Here is an 18,862-nt window from a genome sequence, read left to right on the forward strand (position 1 = left end):
ATGACGACCACCTCCGCCCCGGCCCCCGCTCCGGCCGCGTCCTCCCGCCGCCCCGCGGGCCCCCGGCTGCGCACGCCGCGCCGCCGGTACAGCGCGGACAGGCCGCGCCGCAGCGTGCTGCTGACCGTGCTCACCGCGGTCGTCGGGATCTACGCGCTGATCCCGCTCGCCTGGCTGCTGATCAACGCGAGCAAGACCCAGTCGGACCTGTTCGACTCGTTCGGGCTGTGGTTCAGCGGCGACTTCGCCCTGTTCTCCAACATCGCGGACACGCTGACGTACGACGACGGCATCTTCCTGCGCTGGCTCGGCAACACGCTGCTGTACGTGGTCGTGGGCGCCGGCGGCGCGACGGCCCTCGCGGTGCTCGGCGGCTACGGCCTGGCCAAGTTCCAGTTCCCCGGCAAGCGCGGGGTGTTCGCGATCGTGATCGGGGCGGTCGCCGTCCCGGGGACCGCGCTCGCCGTTCCGACGTTCCTCATGTTCAGCCGGATGGGCCTGACCAACACCCCGTGGTCGGTCATCATCCCGTCGCTGATCTCGCCGTTCGGGCTCTACCTCATGTGGGCGTTCGCCGCGGAAGCCATCCCGACGGAGCTGCTCGAGGCCGCGCGCGTCGACGGCGCCGGCGAGCTGCGCACCTTCGGCCGCATCTGCCTGCCGCTGCTCGGCCCCGGCATCGTCACGGTGCTGCTCTTCACGATGGTCGCGACCTGGAACAACTACTTCCTGCCGCTGATCATGCTGAAGAACCCCGACTGGTACCCGCTGACGCTCGGGCTCAACGCCTGGAACGCGCAGGCCGCCACCGCCGGGGGCCAGGCCATCTTCAACCTCGTGCTCACCGGCGCGCTGCTCACGATCATCCCGCTCATCGCCGCCTTCCTGCTGCTGCAGCGGTTCTGGCAGTCCGGCCTGTCGGCCGGCTCCGTCAAGGAGTGACCGGTCCCCGACCGCGCCCCGCCCCGCCCCGCCCGTCCCGTTCTGACAACGAAGTGAGAGGACCTCGCATGACCACCACCTCCTCCCGGCTCTGGCGCGGCGCAGCCGTCACCGGCGCCCTGGCCCTGGCCCTGACCGCCTGCTCCTCCGGCGGCTCCGACGGCGGCTCCGGCTCCGACGCGGCCGACGGCGGCTCGCTGACGGTCTGGGCCTGGGACAACACGGTCGAGCCCATCGCCCAGGCGTACATGGACGAGCACCCGGACGTGACGATCGACGTCGTGAACGCCGGCACCAACACCGACGAGTACACCGCGCTGCAGAATGCCGTCGCGGCCGGCTCCGGCGTGCCGGACCTCGCGCAGATCGAGTACTACGCGGTGCCGCAGTTCGCGATCGGCGAGGCGCTGGCGGACCTGACCGACCTCGGCGCGGACGAGTTCGAGGGCACCTACAGCCCCGGGCCGTGGAGCGCGGTGCACCAGGGCGACGGCATCTACGGCCTGCCGATGGACTCCGGCCCGATGGCGCTGTTCTACAACACCACCGTGTTCGAGAAGTACGGCGTGTCGGTCCCCACCACCTGGGACGAGTACCTGACCGCCGCGCGGGCGCTGCACGCGGCCGACCCGGACGTCTACATCACCAACGACACCGGCGACGCGGGCTTCACGACGTCGATGATCTGGCAGGCCGGCGGCCACCCGTACCAGGTGGACGGCACCGATGTGACGATCGACTTCACCGACGAGGGCTCGACGACGTTCGCCGAGCTGTGGCAGCAGCTGCTCGACGAGGACCTGGTCGCCCCGACCTCCTCGTGGAGCGACGAGTGGTACCAGGGCCTGGGCAACGGCACGATCGCCTCGCTCGCCATCGGCGCCTGGATGCCCGGCAACCTGGAGGCCAGCGTCACCCAGTCGGCGGGCCAGTGGCGGGTCGCCCCGCTGCCGCAGTGGGAGGCCGGCCAGTCCGCGTCGTCGGAGAACGGCGGCTCGGCGCTGTCGATCACGGAGGCCAGCCCGAACAAGGAGCTCGCCTACGACTTCCTCACCTACCTGTCGAACGGTGACGGCACGACGATCCGGATCGACGCCGGCGGCTTCCCCGCGACCACCGCGGACCTGGAGTCCGACGAGTTCCTGAACAAGGAGTCGGAGTACTTCGGCGGCCAGAAGATCAACGAGGTGCTCTCGCAGTCCGCGGCCGACGTCGTCGAGGGCTGGCAGTACCTGCCCTACCAGGTCTACGCGAACAGCATCTTCAACGACACGGTGGGCCAGGCGTACGTCTCGGACACCACGCTCGCCGACGGCCTGAAGGCCTGGCAGGACCAGTCGATCACGTACGGCGGCGACCAGGGATTCACGGTCGACTGACGACCGCGCCCGGCGGCGGGGCGTCCCGCCGCCGGGCCCTCGCCCCACGCCCCCACGAACCCCAGGAGCCCTCCACCATGCCGACGTTCGAGATCGGTGACCGCGACTTCCTCCTCGACGGCCGGCCCCACCAGGTGATCTCCGGCGCGCTGCACTACTTCCGGGTGCACCCCGACCAGTGGGCCGACCGGATCCGCAAGGCGCGCCTCATGGGCCTCAACACCATCGAGACGTACGTGGCCTGGAACGTCCACGCCCCGCAGCGCGGCCGGTTCGACCTCGACGGTCCGCGCGACCTCGGCCGGTTCCTCGACCTGGTGGCGGACGAGGGGCTGCACGCCATCGTCCGGCCGGGGCCGTACATCTGCGCCGAGTGGGACGGCGGTGGCCTGCCCGGCTGGCTGCTCGCGGACCCGGACGTCGGCGTGCGGCGGCACGAGCCGCGGTACCTGTCGGCGATCGAGCAGTACTACGACCAGCTGCTGCCGCTCGTGGCGGAGCGGCAGATCACCCGCGGCGGCACCGTGGTCGCGGTCCAGGTGGAGAACGAGTACGGCGCCTACGGCGACGACCCGGAGTACCTGCGCGCCCTGGTCGCGATGGTGCGGGACCGGGGGATCGAGGTCCCGCTGCTCACCTGCGACCAGGCGGACGACGCGATGCAGGAGCGCGGCGGCCTGCCGGAGCTGCACCGCACGGTCACCTTCGGCGCCCGCGCCGCCGAGCGGCTCGAGCTGCTGCGCCGGCACCAGCCGCGCGGCCCGCTCATGTGCATGGAGTTCTGGAACGGCTGGTTCGACTCCTGGGGCCAGCACCACCACGTCGCCCCGGCGGAGACCAACGCCCGCGACCTCGACGACCTGCTCGCGATGGGCGCGTCCGTGAACGTCTACATGTTCCACGGCGGCACCAACTTCGGGTTCACCAACGGCGCGAACGACAAGGGGACCTACGCGCCGATCACGACCTCCTACGACTACGACGCCCCGCTCGCCGAGCACGGCGCCCCGACCGCGAAGTACCACGCGATGCGCGAGGTGATCGCCCGGTACGCGCCGGTGCCCGACGAGGTCCCCGCCGACCCGCCGCCCGCGCCGGAGGCCGCCGTCGGGCTCGACCGCCGCGTCCCGTTCGCCGCGGCGGCCGACCTGCTGGGCGTGGCGAAGGGCTGGGACCACCTGCCCACCACGGACGAGCTGGAGCACTGGTCCGGCTTCACGCTCTACCGGACGCGCGTGACCGCCGAGGACCGGGTGATCACGTTCGGCGAGGTCCGCGACCGCGCGGTCGTCGCCCTCGACGGCGACCCGGTGGGCGTCCTCAGCCGGGCCGAGGGCACCCGCACGCTCGCCCTGCCGGCGCGGGCGGGGGAGCTCACCGTCCTGCTGGAGGACCAGGGCCGGGTCAACTACGGGCCGCGGATCGGCGAGCCCAAGGGCCTGGTCGGCGGCGCCCGCACGGCCGTGCGGGAGGTCACCGCGTGGGAGACCGTCGCGCTGCGGCTGGACGCCGTCGACGGGGCGCTCGCGGACCTGCTCGCGGCGGCGCCCGCGACGCCGGTCGACGAGCCCGTCGCCGGGCCCGCGTTCGTGGCGGGCACGTTCGCCACCGCGGCCGGCGCGGACCACTTCCTGCGGCTGGACGGCTGGTCGAAGGGGCTGGTCTGGGTGAACGGGTTCCTGCTCGGGCGGTACTGGTCCGCCGGCCCGACCCGGACGCTGTACGTGCCGGGCCCGCTGCTGCGGGCCGAGGGGAACGAGATCGTGCTCCTCGAGCTGCACGCCGCCGCGGGTGCGCGGGTCGCGTTCGTCGCCGGGCCGGACCTGGGGCCGTCCGCGCCCTAGGTGCTGCCACCCAGGGGTCCAGGTCGGTCCCAGCGGACGCTCAGAACCTGCCTGCGACGGTCGATGACTAGGGCAAGTACCCGGCAGGACCGCCGGGCGGGGCACGATCAGGGACGGTTGCCATGGACGGCACGCAGCCCGGGGGCGCGGACGTCGCCCGGTACGTCGACCGGCTGTCCCAGCAGGCCGCCACGATCGTGCGGCAGGCGTCGCGCATCGTGCTGCTGGAGACCGCGATCGAGGCGGCGCCCATCGGCATCGGCCTGGTGACCCCGGACGGCCGCACCCCGATGACGAACGCGACCCTCCGGCGCATGCTCGGGTACTCGGAGGAGGAGTTCGCCACCCTGCCGTTCGCGGCGTACACCGCGCCCGAGGACGTCGCGGAGAACGACCGGCTGTTCCGCGAGACGCTCGCGGGCCTGCGCGACCGGTTCGCCATGGAGAAGCGGTTCATCCGCAAGGACGGCTCCCTCCTGTGGGTGGACCTGACGGTCTCGCTGCTGCGGGACGTCGCGGGCCGCCCCGAGTACGTCATCGGCATGACGCAGGACATCACCGACCGGAAGCGGCTGGCCGACGAGCTGCGGTCGGCCGAGCTGCACTACCGGCTGATCGTCGAGCACGTCCCGGCCGTCGTGTACATCGCCGAGCCGGGGCCGCAGGGCCGGTTCGAGTACCTCAGCCCGCGGCTGGAGTGGATGCTCGGGTACACGCCGCAGGAGTGGCTGGACGACCCGTCGCTGTGGTCGCAGGCGATGCACCCGGACGACCGGGAGACCGTGCGCCGGCACGAGGACCTGGTGCCGACCGCCGCCGAGGGGGACATGTTCCCGTCCACGACCTACCGGCTGCGGCACCGCGAGGGCTACGACGTGTGGGTCCGGGACGACGCGGTGCTGCGGCACAACAGCGACGGCCACCCGCGGCTGCACGGGGTGCTCGTGGACGTCACGCAGGAGAAGTCGCTCGAGGAGCGGCTGGCGCACATGGTCGACCACGACGCGCTGACGGGGCTGGTGAACCGCGCGCACTTCCACCGGCTGGTGGACGCGGCGCTCGCGGCGCGGGCCCCGGCGGACGAGGCCGCGGCCCAGGCGGGCGGGGTCGCGGTGATGTACGTCGACCTGGACGACTTCAAGGCCGTCAACGACGGCTTCGGGCACGCGGTCGGGGACCGGGTGCTGGTCGCGGTCGCCGACCGGCTGCGCGCGCTCGCGCCGGAGGGCAGCGCGGTGGCGCGCCTCGGCGGCGACGAGTTCGCGCTGCTCGTCGCCGGGCCGCGGGACGTCGCGGCGGCCGCGGCCGGGGTCGCCGCCGCGCTCGGCGAGGTCACGGTCGACGTCGCGGGGGAGACCGCGCGGGTGCGCGCCAGCGTCGGCGTCGCGGTCGCGAACCGGTGGCACACCACCGAGCTGCTGCTGCACGACGCCGACCAGGCGATGTACCAGGCCAAGCACGGGCCGGACGGCCCGGACGGCAGCGACGACCCCGACCCCGACCGGCCCGACGGGCGCCGCGCCTCCCGCGGCTGACTCAGGCCGCGGCGCCCACCCGGGCCAGCATCCCCAGCACCACGGCGGCCGAACGCTCGGCGGCGTCGTCCACGTGGGTGAGGAAGTCGTCGGCCCCCGCGGGCCCGCACAGGTCCGAGATGCCGCGGACGGCCACGAACGGCACGCCGTACACGTGCGCGACCTGGGCCAGGGCGGTGGTCTCCATGTCGGTGGACAGGCCGCCCGGGAACTGCTCCCGCACCGGCCCGACGAGCCGGGCGTCGACGAACGCGTCCGAGGAGAGCATCTGCCCGGCCCGGACCGTGAGGTCGCCGGCGTCCGCGCCGAGCGCCGCGCCGCGCAGGCCGCCGTCGCCGCGGTAGACCGGCGGCATCCCCGGGACCTGCCCCAGCGCGTAGCCGAAGGCCCGGGCGTCGGCGTTCGTGTAGACGTGGTCGGTGCCGACGACGACGTCGCCCACGTGCACGCCCGCCTGGACGCCGCCCGCCGAGCCGGCGCTCACCAGCGCCGCGGGCGCGCGCCCGCCCCGGGCCGCCGCGACCAGCACCAGCGCCGCCGACGCGGCCGAGGCGGCGTTCGCCAGCCCGATGCCGCTGCGGACCAGCAGGACCTCGCGGCCGCCGAGCGTCAGCACGTGGTGCTCCGCCCCGCCGACCGTCGCCGCGTCGCCGACGGCGTCGGCCCGCTCCAGGAACGGCGCGGCCTCGTCCGGCATCGCGACGGAGACGACGGCGTCCACCCCCGCGAGGGCGCTCACGGCGGTCACGCGGTCACCTGGCTCCACTCGGCACGGTGCGCGAGGAACTCCCGCGCGGCACCCTGGGCGCCCTCCAGCGTGTGGTTCGCGCCCCAGCCGCACTGCACCTCGTTGGCCGCCGGCACCTCGGTGGCGCCCGTGATGTCCTCGAGCGTCGCCGCGACGAGGGACTGCACGTCCTCCTGCGCCCACTCGCCCTGCAGGATCAGGTAGAACCCCGTCTGGCAGCCCATCGGGGAGAAGTCGATCACCCGGTCGCTGTGGTTGCGGGAGTGCTCGGCGAACAGGTGCTCCAGGGAGTGCACGACCGGCATCTCCAGGTGCGCCTTGTTCGGCTGGGCGAACCGGATGTCGAACTTGCTGATGACGTCGCCCGCCGGGAGCACCTTCGTGTCGGCCAGCCGGATGTACGGCGCGGCGACGGTCCGGTGGTCGAGGTTGAACGACTCGACGTTCATGCGGGGCTGGTTCACTGCGGTCCTCTTCGCTCGGCGTGCTCGGGTGGTGGGGTGGGTGCGCTGCTCGGCCCATTGTGCAGCGGACGCGCGGCGGCGGGTATTCCGGGGCGGATTCCGGACGACGGTGTCGGGGGTCGCGGCTAGGGTCGTCGCCGTGCCAGCACCCGTCATCGCCGCCCGCGGCCTCGTCAAGCGCTTCGGCGACCTCGCCGCCGTCGACGGCATCGACCTCGAGGTCCCGCCGGGGGAGTCCTTCGGACTGCTCGGCCCGAACGGCGCCGGCAAGTCGACCACGATGCGGATGATCGGCGCGGTGTCGTCGCGGACGGCCGGCGACCTGCGCGTCCTCGGCCTCGACCCCGACACCCACGGGCCCGAGATCCGCTCCCAGCTCGGCGTCGTCCCGCAGGAGGACAACCTCGACACCGAGTTGCGCGCCCGGGACAACCTCATCGTGTACGGCCGGTACTTCGGCCTGCCGCGCGCGGTGTGCGCCGAGCGTGCGGACCGGCTGCTGGCGTTCGCGCAGCTCGAGGACAAGGCGCGGGCCAAGGTCGACGACCTGTCCGGCGGCATGAAGCGCCGGCTGACCATCGCCCGCGCGCTGGTGAACGAGCCGCCCGTCCTCATGCTGGACGAGCCGACCACCGGCCTGGACCCGCAGGCCCGGCACGTGCTGTGGGACCGGCTGTTCCGACTCAAGGAGCGTGGGACCACCCTCGTGCTGACCACGCACTACATGGACGAGGCCGAGCAGCTCTGCGACCGGCTGGTCGTCGTCGACCACGGCCGGATCATGGCCGAGGGCAGCCCCGCCGAGCTCATCCGCACCTACTCCTCCCGCGAGGTCGCCGAGCTGCGGTTCGGCTCCGACCGGAACGAGGCCGCGGCCCGCGAGCTCGCCGGCGTCGGCGACCGCATCGAGGTCCTGCCCGACCGGGTGCTGGTGTACGCGTCCGACGGCGAGGCCGTCCTCGACCACGCGGTGCGGGTCGGCATGCGGCCCACGACCAGCCTCGTGCGGCGGTCCAGCCTGGAGGACGTGTTCCTCCGGCTCACCGGACGGAGCCTGATCGAGTGACCGCCCCCGCCCAGGTCCAGGACCCGGCCGCCCTCGCGCGCGACGCCGCCCGCCGGCCCCGGCGGCTCGGTGCGCTGTACGTCGCCGAGTACCGGCTGCGCTCCGCGAAGGCGTACGGCTGGACCATCGTCGTGTCGAGCATCGGCGTGCCGCTGCTCTACCTGCTCGGCCTCGGCCGCGGCCTGCAGACCTTCGTCGGCGACCTGGGCACCGGGCCGGACGGGGCGCCCGTCGACTACCTCGTGTTCGTCGCGCCCGCGCTGCTGGTCACCGCGGCCGTCTCCATCGCCACCGAGGAGTTCACCTACACGGTGATGGAGGGCTTCAAGTGGCGGCGCACGTTCTGGGCCGTGAACGCGACGCCCGTGCAGCCCGCGCAGATCACCGCCGGGCTGGCGCTCGCGGTCGGCGCGCGGATGCTCGTCACGTCGGTGGCGTACTACCTGATCATCGTGGCGTTCGGCGCGGTCGGGGACCCGCTCGGGGCGGCGCTGCTCCCGCTGATCGGGCTGCTCGCGGGCATGGCGTTCGGCCTGCCGCTGCTCGCCTACGCCGCGTCGCTGACCGAGGACAAGGGCCAGTTCGCCGTCGTGCGGCGGTTCGTGTTCACGCCCATGTTCCTGTTCTCCGGCACGTTCTACCCGCTGGACACCCTGCCCGGCTGGCTGCACTGGATCGGCTGGATCTCGCCGGTCTGGCACGGGACCGAGCTCGGGCGGGCGGCCTCCTACGGCGCGCCCATCGGGGCGGGCATGGCCGCCGTGCACGTCGTGTTCCTGGTCGCGCTGGCGGCCGGGGGCTGGTGGGCGGCGCGGCGCCGGTTCGAGCGGAGGCTGCGATGACCGAGGACCTGCGCGAGGCCGGCCTGCTGCTCGTGCGGCGGCCGGCGACCGGGCTGCGGCGGCTGCCCGCCGTGCGCGCGCTGTACTCCGGGAACGCGCGCGTGGTCGTGCGCCGCGGGCTGCTGGCCACCAAGAGCACCAACTGGGTGGTCGTCGTCTCCGGGTTCTTCGAGCCCGTGTTCTTCCTGCTCGCGATGGGCGTCGGCCTCGGCAGCTACATCGGCGACGTCGACCCCGGCACCGGGACGGCCGTGCCGTACGCGGCGTACATCGCCCCGGCGCTGCTGGCGGTCTCCGCGATGAACGGGGCGGTCTTACGACTCGACGTGGAACGTCTTCTTCAAGATGCACTTCGGGAAGCTCTACGACGCGATGCTCTCCACGTCGCTCGGGCCGCTCGACGTGGCGCTGGGGGAGATCTGCTACGCCCTGCTGCGCGGGCTGGTGTACGCCGCCGGGTTCCTCACCGTCATGCAGGTGCTCGGGCTGAACCTCGCGTGGACCGCCGTGCTGTCGCTGCCCGCGGTGCTGCTCATCGCGTTCGGGTTCGCGAGCCTCGGGATGGCGATCACGTCGTACATGACGACGTTCCAGCAGATGGACTGGATCGCGATCGTCATGCTCCCGATGTTCCTGCTGTCCGCGACCTTCTTCCCGATCTCCGTGTACCCGGAGCCGGTGCAGTGGCTCATCCAGGCCATGCCGCTGTGGCACGGGGTGGAGCTGATCCGCGGGCTGACCACCGGGCAGCTCAGCGGGGGGACGTGGGTGCACGTGGCGTACTTCGCGGCGATGATCGCGGTCGGCCTGGTCGCGACGACCCGCCGGCTGCGGGCGCTGTTCCTGGACTGACCACCGGCGCCGGCGCCGCGCCGGCACCCCACCGGGTTTGGCCGCGGGCCGGCGAGGCCGGCGGTTGCGCGGCGCGCCCGTCCGAGGTCGGCGGTTGCGCCCGACACGCCGGTGCGACGCGCCGACGCCGGGGGCGCAACCGACGACCTCGGCGGCGAGCGCGGGTGGTGCGGGGTGCGGGGTGCGGGGCGCGGGAGTGCGGCTGGTGCGGGGTGCGCGACGCGGGCGCGCGGGGGTGCCCGGGCGTCAGGCGAAGCGCGCGGCCCGGCGCGGGCGCGGGCGGGTGCGCGGCGCCGCCGCCCGCTCGGTCAGCTCCAGCAGCCGGACCACCCGCCCGCGGTGCGGCGCCCACGGGGCGAGCACCTCGAGCAGCTCGTCCTGCTCCACCCGCCGCCCGGCGACCGCCGCGCCGACGAGCCGGGGCAGGTGCAGGTCCCCGACGGAGACCGCGTCGGCGTCCCCGAGCACCCGCCGGGTCGTCTCGGCCACCGTCCACACCCCGATCCCGGGCACGGTGCCGAGCCGGCGGCGCAGCTCGGCCGGGTCGAGTCCCGCACCCTCCTCCAGCCGCCGGGCGACCGCCGCGGCCCGCAGGATCGTGGACGCGCGCTGGTCGTCGACCCCGGCCCGCCGCCAGTCCCACACGGGGACCTCCCGCCAGCCGACCGCGTCGGGCGGCACCCGCATCCCGGCCGGCGCGGGGCCGGGCGGGACGCTGCCGTGCCTGAGCAGCAGCCGGCGCCACGCGGCGTGCGCGTCGATCGTCAGCACCCGCTGCTCCAGGACCGCCGGCACCAGCGCGCCGAGCACGTCGCCCGTCCGGGGGATCCGCAGCCCACGCAGCCGCCGGTGTGCGGCGGCGAGGCCGAGGTGGCCCGCGGGGTCGAACGCGCGCGGGTCGTCGCGCGCGCCCAGCAGGTCCGGCACGCCGGCGAGCGCCCGCGATGCGCCCGGTCCCCAGGCGGTGGCGGCGACTACGCCGCCGGCCGGTCGCAGGTGCAGCGTCGCCGGTCCGTCCGCGGTGCGCAGCGCGAGCCAGGCGGTGCCGTCGGGCTGCACCCGCAGGGTCGGGTCCCCGGCGCCTCGGCGCAGCATGAGCAGCGTGAGGCGCACGTCGAGCGGCCCGTCGGGCCGGTGCTCGGCGGACAGGGACCGCCCGGCGTCGAGCGCGGGGGACGGGTGGGGCATGCCCTCCAGCATGCCGGACCCCGCCGACACGGTCGCGTGCGGCGGGGTCCGGGGGCCGGGGCGGCGGGACGGCCGCGCCGCGGGCGCGGCGGTGGCGGTCAGCGCGCCAGGAAGTCCAGCAGCACGCGGTTCACCTCGTCGGCGTGCGTCCACAGCAGCCCGTGCGGCGCGCCCTCGATCTCGACGTACTCGGCGTCCGGCAGCGCGGCGTGGAACGGCCGGCCGGTGGCGTCGATCGGCAGGATGCGGTCGGCGGTGCCGTGCACGATCAGGGCGGGGACGTCGACCTTCGGCAGGTCGTCCCGGAAGTCGGTGACCCAGGTCGGGACCGCGGCGCTGGACGCGAACCACGAGGCGTTCGACGCGACGTCCCACGAGTGGCGCAGCGCCTCCTCGGACAGGCGCGAGCCGAGGTTCTCGTCCGTGTTGTAGAAGTCGGCGTAGAACGCGCTGAAGTACGCGTACCGGTCGGCGGTCACGGCGGCGAGGATGCCGTCGAACACCTCCTGCGGGACGCCGGTCGGGTTGTCGTCGGTCCGGAGCAGGAACGGCTCGAGCGACGCGAGGAACACGGCCTTGCCGACCCGGTCCGAGCCGTACGTGCCGAGGTAGCGGCCGACCTCGCCGGTGCCCATCGAGAAGCCGACGAGCACGACGTCCCGCAGGTCGAGGGTGTCGAGGACGGTCTTGAGGTCCGCGGCGAACGTGTCGTAGTCGTAGCCGGTCGTCGGCTGGCCGGACCGGCCGAACCCGCGGCGGTCGTAGGTGATGACGCGGTAGCCGGCGTCCAGCAGGGCGGCGGACTGCTTCTCCCAGGAGTGCCCGTCGAGCGGGTAGCCGTGGATGAGCACGACCGGGCGGCCGGAGCCGTGGTCCTCGTAGTACAGGTCGATCGAGGTCGAGTTCTCGGTGCCCACAGTGATGAACGGCATGGTCTGCCTTCTCCCCTCGGTGGAGAACGGTCGTTCTCCGCGATGTGGCCTACACTAGAGAACGAGCGTTTTCCCCGCAACCCCCGTGAGGTGTCCGATGGTCGAACACGCGACGGCGACCGCGGTCCCGGTCCAGCCCGGGTCCGACGACGCCCTCCGCGAGCAGGTGCTCGACGCGGCCGACCGGCTCTACTACAGCCGCGGCATCCAGGCCGTCGGCATGGACGAGCTGCGCGCCGCCGCCGGCGTGCCGCTCAAGCGGCTCTACCGGCTGTTCGCCTCGAAGGACGCGATCGTCGCGGAGGTGCTCCGCCGCCGGCACGCCCTGTGGGAGGAGGGGCTGACCGCCGCGGTGATCGCCGCCGGCACCCCGCGCGACCGGCTGCTCGCGATCTACGACTACCTCGCCGGGTGGTTCGCGCAGGGCGACTTCCACGGGTGCATGTTCATCAACGCGTTCGGCGAGCTCGGCGGCTGCTCGTCGGAGGTGGCGGACCTGGCGCGCGAGCACAAGGCCGGGTTCCAGGCGTACGTCGCCGAGCTGGTCGAGGTGGCCGGCGGACCGCCCGTCCTCGCGGCGCAGCTCGCGATCCTCGCGGAGGGCGCGCAGACGACGGCCGCGATCTCGGGCTCCCCGGACGCCGCGGCCCAGGCGCGCGCGGCCGCGGTCACGTTGATCGACGCCGCGGGCGTCGCCGCCGGCTGACGACCCTCAGGCCGCGCGGCTCCCGGTCACGCTCCCGAGCCAGTCGAACACCGCCGCCACGTACGCCGCGTACGGCTCGGGCGCCGACAGCGCCAGGTCGTGGATGCCGCCCGGGATCGTCACGAGCGTGACGTCCTCCCCGAGCCGCGGCGCGCGCGCCCAGATCTGCTCGACGTCGAGCACCGTGTCCTGGGCGTCCAGCAGGGGGTTGGTCCGCGAGTTGGGCCCCGACTCCGCGGCGGTGCACACCAGCACGGGGGCCTCGATCCGCAGGCCGCGCGCCAGCCGCGCCTGGCCGCGCCGGACGGCCCGCATCCAGCCGGCCCGCACCGGGAACCCCTCGGCCGGCTTGAGCGCCCGGTCGTACTCCCACCGCCCGCCGTTCGCCGCGTGCAGGTGCCACGAGTACGCCGACGGGCCGTCCGCGAGCACCCGCATCGGGTCCACCGGCGCCAGGCCGTCGAGCACCCAGGTCGACACCACGCGCTGGAACCACCGGGCGTTGAGGTCGAACCACGGGCTGTTGAGCACCAGGGCGTCCACGGCGGTGCGCCCGCCGGGGCTGTTGGCCCAGAGCGCGGCGGTGAGCCCGCCGGTGGAGTGCGCGTGCACCGTCAGCCGGTCGTGCCCGGGCACGTCCCGCACCAGCCGCGCCGCCAGGCCGAGGTCCGCGCGGTACTCGGCGAGGTCGTCGACGTAGTGCGGCACCTGGCCCTCGCGCCACGAGCGCCCGCAGCGGCGCAGGTCCAGGGCGTAGAACGTGTGGCCCCGGCGCTCCCAGTCCGCGGCGAGGTGGGTCTGGAAGAAGTAGTCGTTGAACCCGTGCACGTGCAGCACGGCGGGCCCGCCGGGCTCCCGCGACCCGGGGGAGCGGCGCACGACCGTCGCGACCAGGTCGGGGTCCGTCGCGGACAGCGCCAGGGTCGTCCGTTCCCAGCCCGGCCCGAGCAGGTCCGGCTCCCACGTGGTCATCGCGGGCTCCGGGCGCCACCGGTCGCCGCCGCGGGCAGCCGCAGCGGCAGCAGGGCGGCGAGACCGAGCGCGAGGACTAGCACGAGACCCAGGATGCCCCACCGCTGCGAGCCCGACACCGACACGAACGTCGCGAACGCCAGCGGTGCCAGGAAGCTCGCCGCACGGCCGGTCGTCGCGTACAGCCCGAACATCTGCGACTCCCGCCCGGCCGGGGTGACCCGGGTCAGCAGCGACCGGCTGGCGGACTGCGCCGGGCCGACGAACACGCACAGCAGCAGGCCGCACACCCAGAAGGCGCTCGTCCCGGCGCCGGCGAGCACGAACGTCGCGACGCCCGCGACGACCAGCCCGACCAGCGAGCCGACGATGAGCGCGCGCGGCCCCACCCGGTCGTCGAGCAGCCCCGCGAGCAGCGTCGACACCCCGGCCACCACGTTCGCGGCGATGGCGAACACGACGACCTCGCTCGCCGAGAACCCGAACGTCCCCGACGCGATCACCGCGCCGAACGTGAACACCCCGGCCAGGCCGTCGCGGTACACGGCGCTCGCGAGCAGGAACAGCACGGTGCTCCGGGAGGTCCGCCACAGATCCCGCACGTCGGCGACGATCCGCCGGTACGCCTGGACGACGCTCTCGCGGCGGGCCGCGAGAGCGTCGGCGGGCTCGTCCGGGACCGCCAGCAGCACCGGCACCGCGAACACGCCGAACCACAGCGCCGACACCAGCACAGCGACGCGGATGTTCGCGCCGTCCGCGGACGTCACCCCGAACCAGCCGACCTCCGGGTCGATGAACCCGACGAACAGCACCAGCAGCAGCACGATCCCGCCGAGGTACCCCGCTCCCCAGCCGAGCCCGCTGACCCGGCCGAGCGTCGCGGGCGTCGCCACGTGCGGCAGCAGCGCGTTGTAGTGCACCGACGCGAGCTCGAAGGTGAGGTTCCCGACCGCGAGCAGCGCGATGCCGAGCAGCACGTTCGCGGTCAGGGCGTCGGGGTCGGGCCGGACCAGCGCCATCGTGGCGCACAGGGCGACCGTGATCGCGGTCTGCACCGCGAGCCCGCGGCGCCGGCGGCCCGAGCCGTCCGCGCGGGTGCCGGTGAGCGGCGCGAGCAGCGCGATCAGCACGCCCGCCGCGGTCAGGCCCCAGCCCAGCCAGGCGGAGTGCCGCGCGAGCTCCGCGTCCAGGGCGGCGCCGCCGGCGGCCACGACGTCCGGCGCGACGAAGTCCTCGCTGGTGAGCCAGCGGGTGAACACGAACGTGGTGATGACGGCGTTGAACGCGGCGGAGCCCCAGTCCCACAGCGCCCAGGCGGCGATCCGGCCGCGCGCGGCGGGCGTGGCGGGCACCGGGGCCGCGGGCGTCGGCGCGGCGGCGGGGACGGGCGGCGGGACGGCGTCGGCGTGCACGGACCAGGCATACCCCCGCCGGGCGTCCGGCGCGTGTCGAACCGCTGAACGGCCGGGGGCGGCCGCGGGTGAAGCGGTTGCCGCCCCGGCGGACCCTGCTTACGGTCCGGCCATGGCCTCGGACGTCCGCATCGGCATCTCCGGCTGGCGGTACGCGCCCTGGCGCGGGGTGTTCTACCCGAAGGGCCTGCCGCAGCGCCGCGAGCTCGAGTACGCCGCGCGGCACCTCGGCTCCGTCGAGGTGAACGGCTCGTTCTACGCCCTCCAGCGCCCGGAGTCGTACCGCGCCTGGCGCGCCGAGGTGCCGGACGACTTCGTGTTCTCGGTCAAGGGCGGCCGGTTCGTCACCCACATGAAGAAGCTCGCCGACGTCGAGGTGCCGCTCGCGAACTTCTTCGCCTCGGGGGTGCTCGCGCTCGGGCCGGCCCTCGGGCCGGTGCTGTGGCAGCTCCCGCCGACGCTCGGCTACGACCCCGGCCGGCTCGCCCGGTTCTTCGACCTGCTCCCGCGGACGACGGCCGCGGCCGCCGCGCTGGCGGAGCGGCACGACGAGCGGCTCGACGGCCGGGCGTGGACCACCACCGAGGCCGACCGCCCGCTGCGGCACGTGCTGGAGGTCCGGCACGCCTCGTTCGCGACGCCCGCGTTCCCCGCGCTGCTGCGGGAGCACGGCATCGGTCTCGTGGTCGCGGACACCGCCGGGAAGTGGCCGTACCTCGAGGACGTCACGTCCGACGTCGTGTACGTCCGGCTGCACGGCGACGCCGAGCTCTACGTCTCCGGGTACGGCGACGAGGCCCTGGACCGGTGGGCCGCGCGGGTCCGGGCGTGGGCGTCCGGGACGGAGCCGGCGGACGCCCGGCGGCTCGGCCCGACCGCGGCCCCGGCGCCCGACGGGCGGGACGTGTTCGTGTACTTCGACAACGACGTCAAGGTCCGCGCCCCGGTCGACGCGATGGCCCTGGCGCGCCGCCTCGGGGTCGGCCCGCCGCAGCCGGACTGACCCCGCGGCGGGCCTCCGGCGCCCGGCCCCGCCCCCCGCGCCTGGCGCCGCGCCGAGTGGAGGGTTCGGACGCGACACGCCGCGCGTGTCGGGCAGCACCCTCCACTCGACGGCGGGTACCGCGCCCGCCGCCCCCGTCCCGGCCCGCCCCGACCCGCCCCGCTCCGCCCAGGCGCGTCAGCGCTCGCGCCCGCGCAGCCGGTCGATCTCCCGGCGCTCGCGCTTGGTCGGCCGCCCCGCGCCGCGCTCCCGCACCGCCGCCACCGCGACCTGCTCCGGCGGCGGGGGAGCAGGCGTCCGGTCGACGTAGCACTCCGCCGCGGGCGCGGCCCCGACCCGGCACTCGATGACCCGCGCGACCTCGACGATCCGCTCCGGCCCCTCGCCGCGGACGCGCACCTCGTCCCCGGCCTTGACTGTGGTGGCGGGCTTCGCCCGGTCGCCGTTGACCCGGACGTGCCCCGCCCGGCACGCGGCCGCCGCCAGCGCGCGGGTCTTCGTCAGGCGCACCGCCCACACCCAGCGGTCCACCCGGGTGCTCGTGGGTGCGGCGGCGTCGGCCATCGTCAGGCGGCAACCCGCGCCGCGTCGAGGACGGCGGCCGCGTCGTGCGTCCCGGGCTGCTCGCCGCGCGCGACGGCCCGCTCGACCAGGCGGAGCAGCGTCGCGTTCACCGGCGTCGGCACGCCGTGCAGGCGGCCGAGCAGCACGATCTCCCCGTTGAGGTACGCGGCCTCGACGGACCCGGCGCCGCGCACCAGGCTCTGCCAGGTCGACCCGCCGCGCCGGTCCACCCCGGGCAGCGGCACCAGCGTGAACCCGTCCCGGGCCGCCGCCTCGACGGCCGGGTCCACCGGCGCGATCCCGGCGGCGGCCAGCACGTCGCGGGCCTCGGCGGTCGCGGCCGACGCGAGGTCCTTGGCCGGCCCGCGCACCGGACCGCAGAGCGCCTCGACCGCGTTGCCGAGGTTGCTCAGCAGCTTGGCGTACTTCCACGCGAGGACGTCCGGCACCACCGGGGCGCGGAAGCCCGCCGCCTCGAGGTCGGCGGCGACCACCGCGAGGTCCGGGTCGGGCTCGCCCCCCGGGACCGGTCCGAGCGTCAGCACGCCGGTCACGGGGCTGCCGCCGGCGGACACGCGCCCGGGCTCGAGGAACGTCGCGGGCAGCCACACGCACATGCCGGCCACCCGCGCGAACCGGCGCAGGGCCGTGCGCTCGTTGTCGACGCCGTTCTGCGCGCACACGAGCAGCAGGTCCTCGCCGGCCGTCCGCCCACCCGCGACCGGCCGGCCCGCCCACTGCTCGGTCGTCGCGGCGGTGTCCTGCGACTTGACCGCCAGCACCAGCACGTCGCCCGGCCGCAGCTCCACGTCGTCCGGCCCCGCGGCGACGGGCGCGTACACCACGCGGGCGCCGGCGGGGGTGGTGAGGTGCAGGCCGTCGGCCCGCATCGCGTCCAGGTGGGCGCCGCGGGCCACGAGCACGACCTCGCGCCCGGCCTCCGCGAGCAGCCCGCCGATGGTCCCGCCGACCGCCCCGGCACCGATGATCACGTATCGCACCCGGCCACCCTGCCACACCGCGGACGGGTGCCCCGGGCGACGACGTACGGTGGAGGTCATGACCTCCTCCACTCTCGTCGCCGTCGTCGGCGGCTACGTCGTCCCCGTCGCGTCCGAGCCCGTCGAGGGCGGAACCGTCCTCATCCGCGACGGCCGGATCGAGGCCGTGGGCGCCGGCGTCGCCGTGCCGGACGACGCCACCGTGATCGACGCCACCGGCCGCTGGGTGCTCCCCGGCTTCGTCGAGGCGCACGGCCACGTGGGCATCCACGAGGAGGGCGAGGGTGTGGTCGGCAACGACACCAACGAGATGACCGGCCCGAACATGGCGGCCGTCCGGGCGATCGACGCCGTGAACATCGACGACGAGGGCTTCCGCGACGCGCTGTCCGGCGGCGTCACCTCGGTGGTCGTGAAGCCGGGGTCCGGCAACCCGATCGGCGGCCAGAGCGTCGCCCTCAAGTCCTGGGGCGGGCGCACGATCGACGAGCAGGTGATCGCCGAGTCGGTCAGCGTGAAGTCCGCGCTCGGCGAGAACCCGAAGCGGGTCTACGGCGAGAAGAAGCAGACCCCCTCGACCCGCCTCGGCACCGCGCTGATCATCCGCGAGGCGTTCACCGCCGCGCAGCACTACCGCGCCGCGCGCGCCACCGCCGAGGCCAAGGGCGAGCCGTTCAAGGCGGACCTCGCGCTGGACACCCTGGCGCGGGTGCTCGACGGCGAGCTCGCCTGGGACCAGCACACCCACCGGCACGACGACATCGCCACCGCGATCCGGCTGGCCGACGAGTTCGGCTACCGCCTGGTGATCAACCACGGGACCGAGGGCCACAAGGTCGCCGACGTGCTGGCCGAGCGGGACATCCCGGTGATCTTCGGCCCGATGTTCACGTCCCGGTCGAAGGTCGAGCTCCGGGACCGCGCCATCGCGAACCTCGCGGCGCTGGCCGCCGCCGGCGTGCGGGTCGCCATCACCACCGACCACCCCGTCGTGCCGATCAACTTCCTCGTGCACCAGGCGACCCTGGCGGTGAAGGACGGCCTGCCCCGGCAGACCGCGCTCGAGGCGCTGACCGTGAACCCCGCCGCGTTCCTCGGGCTCGACGGCCGCGTCGGGGCTCTCGAGCCCGGTCGCGACGGCGACGTCGTCATCTGGTCCGGCGACCCGCTGGACGTGCACGCCCGCGCCGAGCACGTGCTCATCGAGGGCCGGACCGTCTACACCTGGGACGCCGAGGCGTCGCGCGGCCGCGTCGTCGAGCGGGCCGAGCGCTTCGCGGGCTGACCTCCCGGTCTCCGGACCCCCGGGCGCCCGCCCGCGACGCATGGCGGATGCTCAGGGAGGATCCAGCGCCCGTCCGGGTCCGCGGCATGGACTGAGGGCTGTCGGCGCCACCGCGGCGCCCCCC

The 18,862-nt window shown here is 74.9% G+C and carries 17 protein-coding genes and 1 pseudogene; 10 read left to right on the plus strand and 8 right to left on the minus strand.

Going from position 1 to position 18,862, the window contains the following annotated elements; translation table 11 throughout:
• The 4 genes from HNR08_RS14710 to HNR08_RS14725 all read left to right on the plus strand — a co-directional run bounded on the left by HNR08_RS14710 (position 1) and on the right by HNR08_RS14725 (position 5,700).
• Positions 1 to 942, plus strand: coding sequence for a carbohydrate ABC transporter permease (locus HNR08_RS14710; protein ID WP_146838161.1), 942 nt, complete (start codon positions 1 to 3; stop codon positions 940 to 942).
• A gap of 68 nt (positions 943 to 1,010) precedes the next feature.
• On the plus strand, positions 1,011 to 2,321 hold the full coding sequence (locus HNR08_RS14715) for an ABC transporter substrate-binding protein (RefSeq protein WP_146838159.1): 1,311 nt from the start codon (positions 1,011 to 1,013) through the stop codon (positions 2,319 to 2,321).
• 77 nt (positions 2,322 to 2,398) lie between these two features.
• Positions 2,399 to 4,165 carry a glycoside hydrolase family 35 protein gene (locus tag HNR08_RS14720; protein ID WP_146838157.1) on the plus strand — a complete coding sequence of 589 codons (1,767 nt, stop codon included), beginning with the start codon at positions 2,399 to 2,401 and terminating at the stop codon, positions 4,163 to 4,165.
• Positions 4,166 to 4,287: 122 nt separating this feature from the next.
• A complete protein-coding gene (locus HNR08_RS14725) occupies positions 4,288 to 5,700 on the plus strand; it encodes a PAS domain S-box protein (RefSeq protein ID WP_146838155.1) in 1,413 nt (470 codons plus the stop codon).
• A 1-nt stretch (position 5,701) separates the two neighbouring features.
• On the opposite strand, the gene mtnN is transcribed toward HNR08_RS14725, so the two are convergent.
• Both mtnN and HNR08_RS14735 read right to left on the minus strand, forming a co-directional pair.
• Positions 5,702 to 6,448: a 5'-methylthioadenosine/S-adenosylhomocysteine nucleosidase gene (gene mtnN / locus HNR08_RS14730; RefSeq protein WP_246803077.1), complete on the minus strand. Its 747-nt coding sequence runs from the start codon at positions 6,446 to 6,448 to the stop codon at positions 5,702 to 5,704.
• The gene (locus HNR08_RS14735; protein WP_146838204.1) at positions 6,445 to 6,897 is read right to left on the minus strand and encodes an S-ribosylhomocysteine lyase; all 453 of its coding nucleotides are present in this window, start codon (positions 6,895 to 6,897) and stop codon (positions 6,445 to 6,447) included. Before HNR08_RS14735 ends, mtnN begins: the two co-directional genes overlap by 4 nt.
• A 154-nt stretch (positions 6,898 to 7,051) precedes the next feature.
• On the opposite strand from HNR08_RS14735, the gene HNR08_RS14740 reads away from it, so the two are divergent.
• The 3 genes and pseudogenes from HNR08_RS14740 (at position 7,052) to HNR08_RS14750 (ending at position 9,672) form a co-directional block, all read left to right on the plus strand.
• The gene (locus HNR08_RS14740) at positions 7,052 to 7,978 is read left to right on the plus strand and encodes an ABC transporter ATP-binding protein (RefSeq protein WP_146838153.1); all 927 of its coding nucleotides are present in this window, start codon (positions 7,052 to 7,054) and stop codon (positions 7,976 to 7,978) included.
• Positions 7,975 to 8,820, plus strand: coding sequence for an ABC transporter permease (locus tag HNR08_RS14745; RefSeq protein WP_146838151.1), 846 nt, complete (start codon positions 7,975 to 7,977; stop codon positions 8,818 to 8,820). The genes HNR08_RS14740 and HNR08_RS14745 overlap by 4 nt, the downstream gene beginning before the upstream one ends.
• Positions 8,817 to 9,672: pseudogene (locus HNR08_RS14750) on the plus strand (ABC transporter permease). Before HNR08_RS14745 ends, HNR08_RS14750 begins: the two are co-directional and overlap by 4 nt.
• Before the next feature lie 246 nt (positions 9,673 to 9,918).
• On the opposite strand, the gene HNR08_RS14755 reads toward HNR08_RS14750, so the two are convergent.
• Positions 9,919 to 10,860, minus strand: a complete 942-nt coding sequence (locus tag HNR08_RS14755) for a DNA-3-methyladenine glycosylase family protein (protein ID WP_146838149.1) — start codon at positions 10,858 to 10,860, stop codon at positions 9,919 to 9,921.
• Positions 10,861 to 10,958: 98 nt separating this feature from the next.
• A complete protein-coding gene (locus HNR08_RS14760; RefSeq protein WP_146838147.1) occupies positions 10,959 to 11,792 on the minus strand; it encodes an alpha/beta fold hydrolase in 834 nt (277 codons plus the stop codon).
• Positions 11,793 to 11,889: 97 nt separating this feature from the next.
• On the opposite strand from HNR08_RS14760, the gene HNR08_RS14765 reads away from it, so the two are divergent.
• Positions 11,890 to 12,498, plus strand: a complete 609-nt coding sequence (locus HNR08_RS14765; protein ID WP_146838145.1) for a TetR/AcrR family transcriptional regulator — start codon at positions 11,890 to 11,892, stop codon at positions 12,496 to 12,498.
• Between the two features lie 6 nt (positions 12,499 to 12,504).
• On the opposite strand, the gene HNR08_RS14770 is transcribed toward HNR08_RS14765, so the two are convergent.
• Both HNR08_RS14770 and HNR08_RS14775 read right to left on the minus strand, forming a co-directional pair.
• A complete protein-coding gene (locus tag HNR08_RS14770; RefSeq protein WP_183835098.1) occupies positions 12,505 to 13,470 on the minus strand; it encodes an alpha/beta hydrolase in 966 nt (321 codons plus the stop codon).
• Positions 13,467 to 14,885, minus strand: coding sequence for an MFS transporter (locus tag HNR08_RS14775; protein ID WP_246803117.1), 1,419 nt, complete (start codon positions 14,883 to 14,885; stop codon positions 13,467 to 13,469). The genes HNR08_RS14770 and HNR08_RS14775 overlap by 4 nt, the downstream gene beginning before the upstream one ends.
• A gap of 112 nt (positions 14,886 to 14,997) precedes the next feature.
• On the opposite strand from HNR08_RS14775, the gene HNR08_RS14780 reads away from it, so the two are divergent.
• On the plus strand, positions 14,998 to 15,888 hold the full coding sequence (locus tag HNR08_RS14780) for a DUF72 domain-containing protein (RefSeq protein WP_146839307.1): 891 nt from the start codon (positions 14,998 to 15,000) through the stop codon (positions 15,886 to 15,888).
• A gap of 177 nt (positions 15,889 to 16,065) precedes the next feature.
• Here the strand turns inward: HNR08_RS14780 and HNR08_RS14785 are convergent, their stop codons facing one another.
• The gene (locus tag HNR08_RS14785) at positions 16,066 to 16,452 is read right to left on the minus strand and encodes an RNA-binding S4 domain-containing protein (RefSeq protein ID WP_146839305.1); all 387 of its coding nucleotides are present in this window, start codon (positions 16,450 to 16,452) and stop codon (positions 16,066 to 16,068) included.
• A gap of 2 nt (positions 16,453 to 16,454) precedes the next feature.
• Positions 16,455 to 17,453 (minus strand): 2-dehydropantoate 2-reductase N-terminal domain-containing protein, encoded by a 999-nt coding sequence (locus HNR08_RS14790; protein WP_146839303.1) that lies wholly within the window; start codon positions 17,451 to 17,453, stop codon positions 16,455 to 16,457.
• A 58-nt stretch (positions 17,454 to 17,511) separates the two neighbouring features.
• Here HNR08_RS14790 and HNR08_RS14795 point away from each other — a divergent pair, with 58 nt between their 5' ends.
• A complete protein-coding gene (locus HNR08_RS14795; RefSeq protein ID WP_146839301.1) occupies positions 17,512 to 18,738 on the plus strand; it encodes an amidohydrolase in 1,227 nt (408 codons plus the stop codon).
• The last annotated feature ends 124 nt before the right edge of the window (positions 18,739 to 18,862 follow it).

This window comes from Cellulomonas hominis (assembly GCF_014201095.1).
Lineage (GTDB): Bacteria > Actinomycetota > Actinomycetes > Actinomycetales > Cellulomonadaceae > Cellulomonas > Cellulomonas hominis.

Coding starts and splice junctions, on each gene's coding strand:
- HNR08_RS14760 (WP_146838147.1), bottom strand. CDS start 11,792: ATGCCGTTCATCACTGTGGGCACCGAGAACTCGACCTCGATCGACCTG.
- HNR08_RS14795 (WP_146839301.1), top strand. CDS start 17,512: ATGACCTCCTCCACTCTCGTCGCCGTCGTCGGCGGCTACGTCGTCCCC.
- HNR08_RS14720 (WP_146838157.1), top strand. CDS start 2,399: ATGCCGACGTTCGAGATCGGTGACCGCGACTTCCTCCTCGACGGCCGG.
- HNR08_RS14770 (WP_183835098.1), bottom strand. CDS start 13,470: ATGACCACGTGGGAGCCGGACCTGCTCGGGCCGGGCTGGGAACGGACG.
- HNR08_RS14765 (WP_146838145.1), top strand. CDS start 11,890: ATGGTCGAACACGCGACGGCGACCGCGGTCCCGGTCCAGCCCGGGTCC.
- HNR08_RS14785 (WP_146839305.1), bottom strand. CDS start 16,452: ATGGCCGACGCCGCCGCACCCACGAGCACCCGGGTGGACCGCTGGGTG.
- HNR08_RS14715 (WP_146838159.1), top strand. CDS start 1,011: ATGACCACCACCTCCTCCCGGCTCTGGCGCGGCGCAGCCGTCACCGGC.
- HNR08_RS14755 (WP_146838149.1), bottom strand. CDS start 10,860: ATGCCCCACCCGTCCCCCGCGCTCGACGCCGGGCGGTCCCTGTCCGCC.
- HNR08_RS14725 (WP_146838155.1), top strand. CDS start 4,288: ATGGACGGCACGCAGCCCGGGGGCGCGGACGTCGCCCGGTACGTCGAC.
- HNR08_RS14780 (WP_146839307.1), top strand. CDS start 14,998: ATGGCCTCGGACGTCCGCATCGGCATCTCCGGCTGGCGGTACGCGCCC.
- HNR08_RS14710 (WP_146838161.1), top strand. CDS start 1: ATGACGACCACCTCCGCCCCGGCCCCCGCTCCGGCCGCGTCCTCCCGC.
- HNR08_RS14735 (WP_146838204.1), bottom strand. CDS start 6,897: ATGAACGTCGAGTCGTTCAACCTCGACCACCGGACCGTCGCCGCGCCG.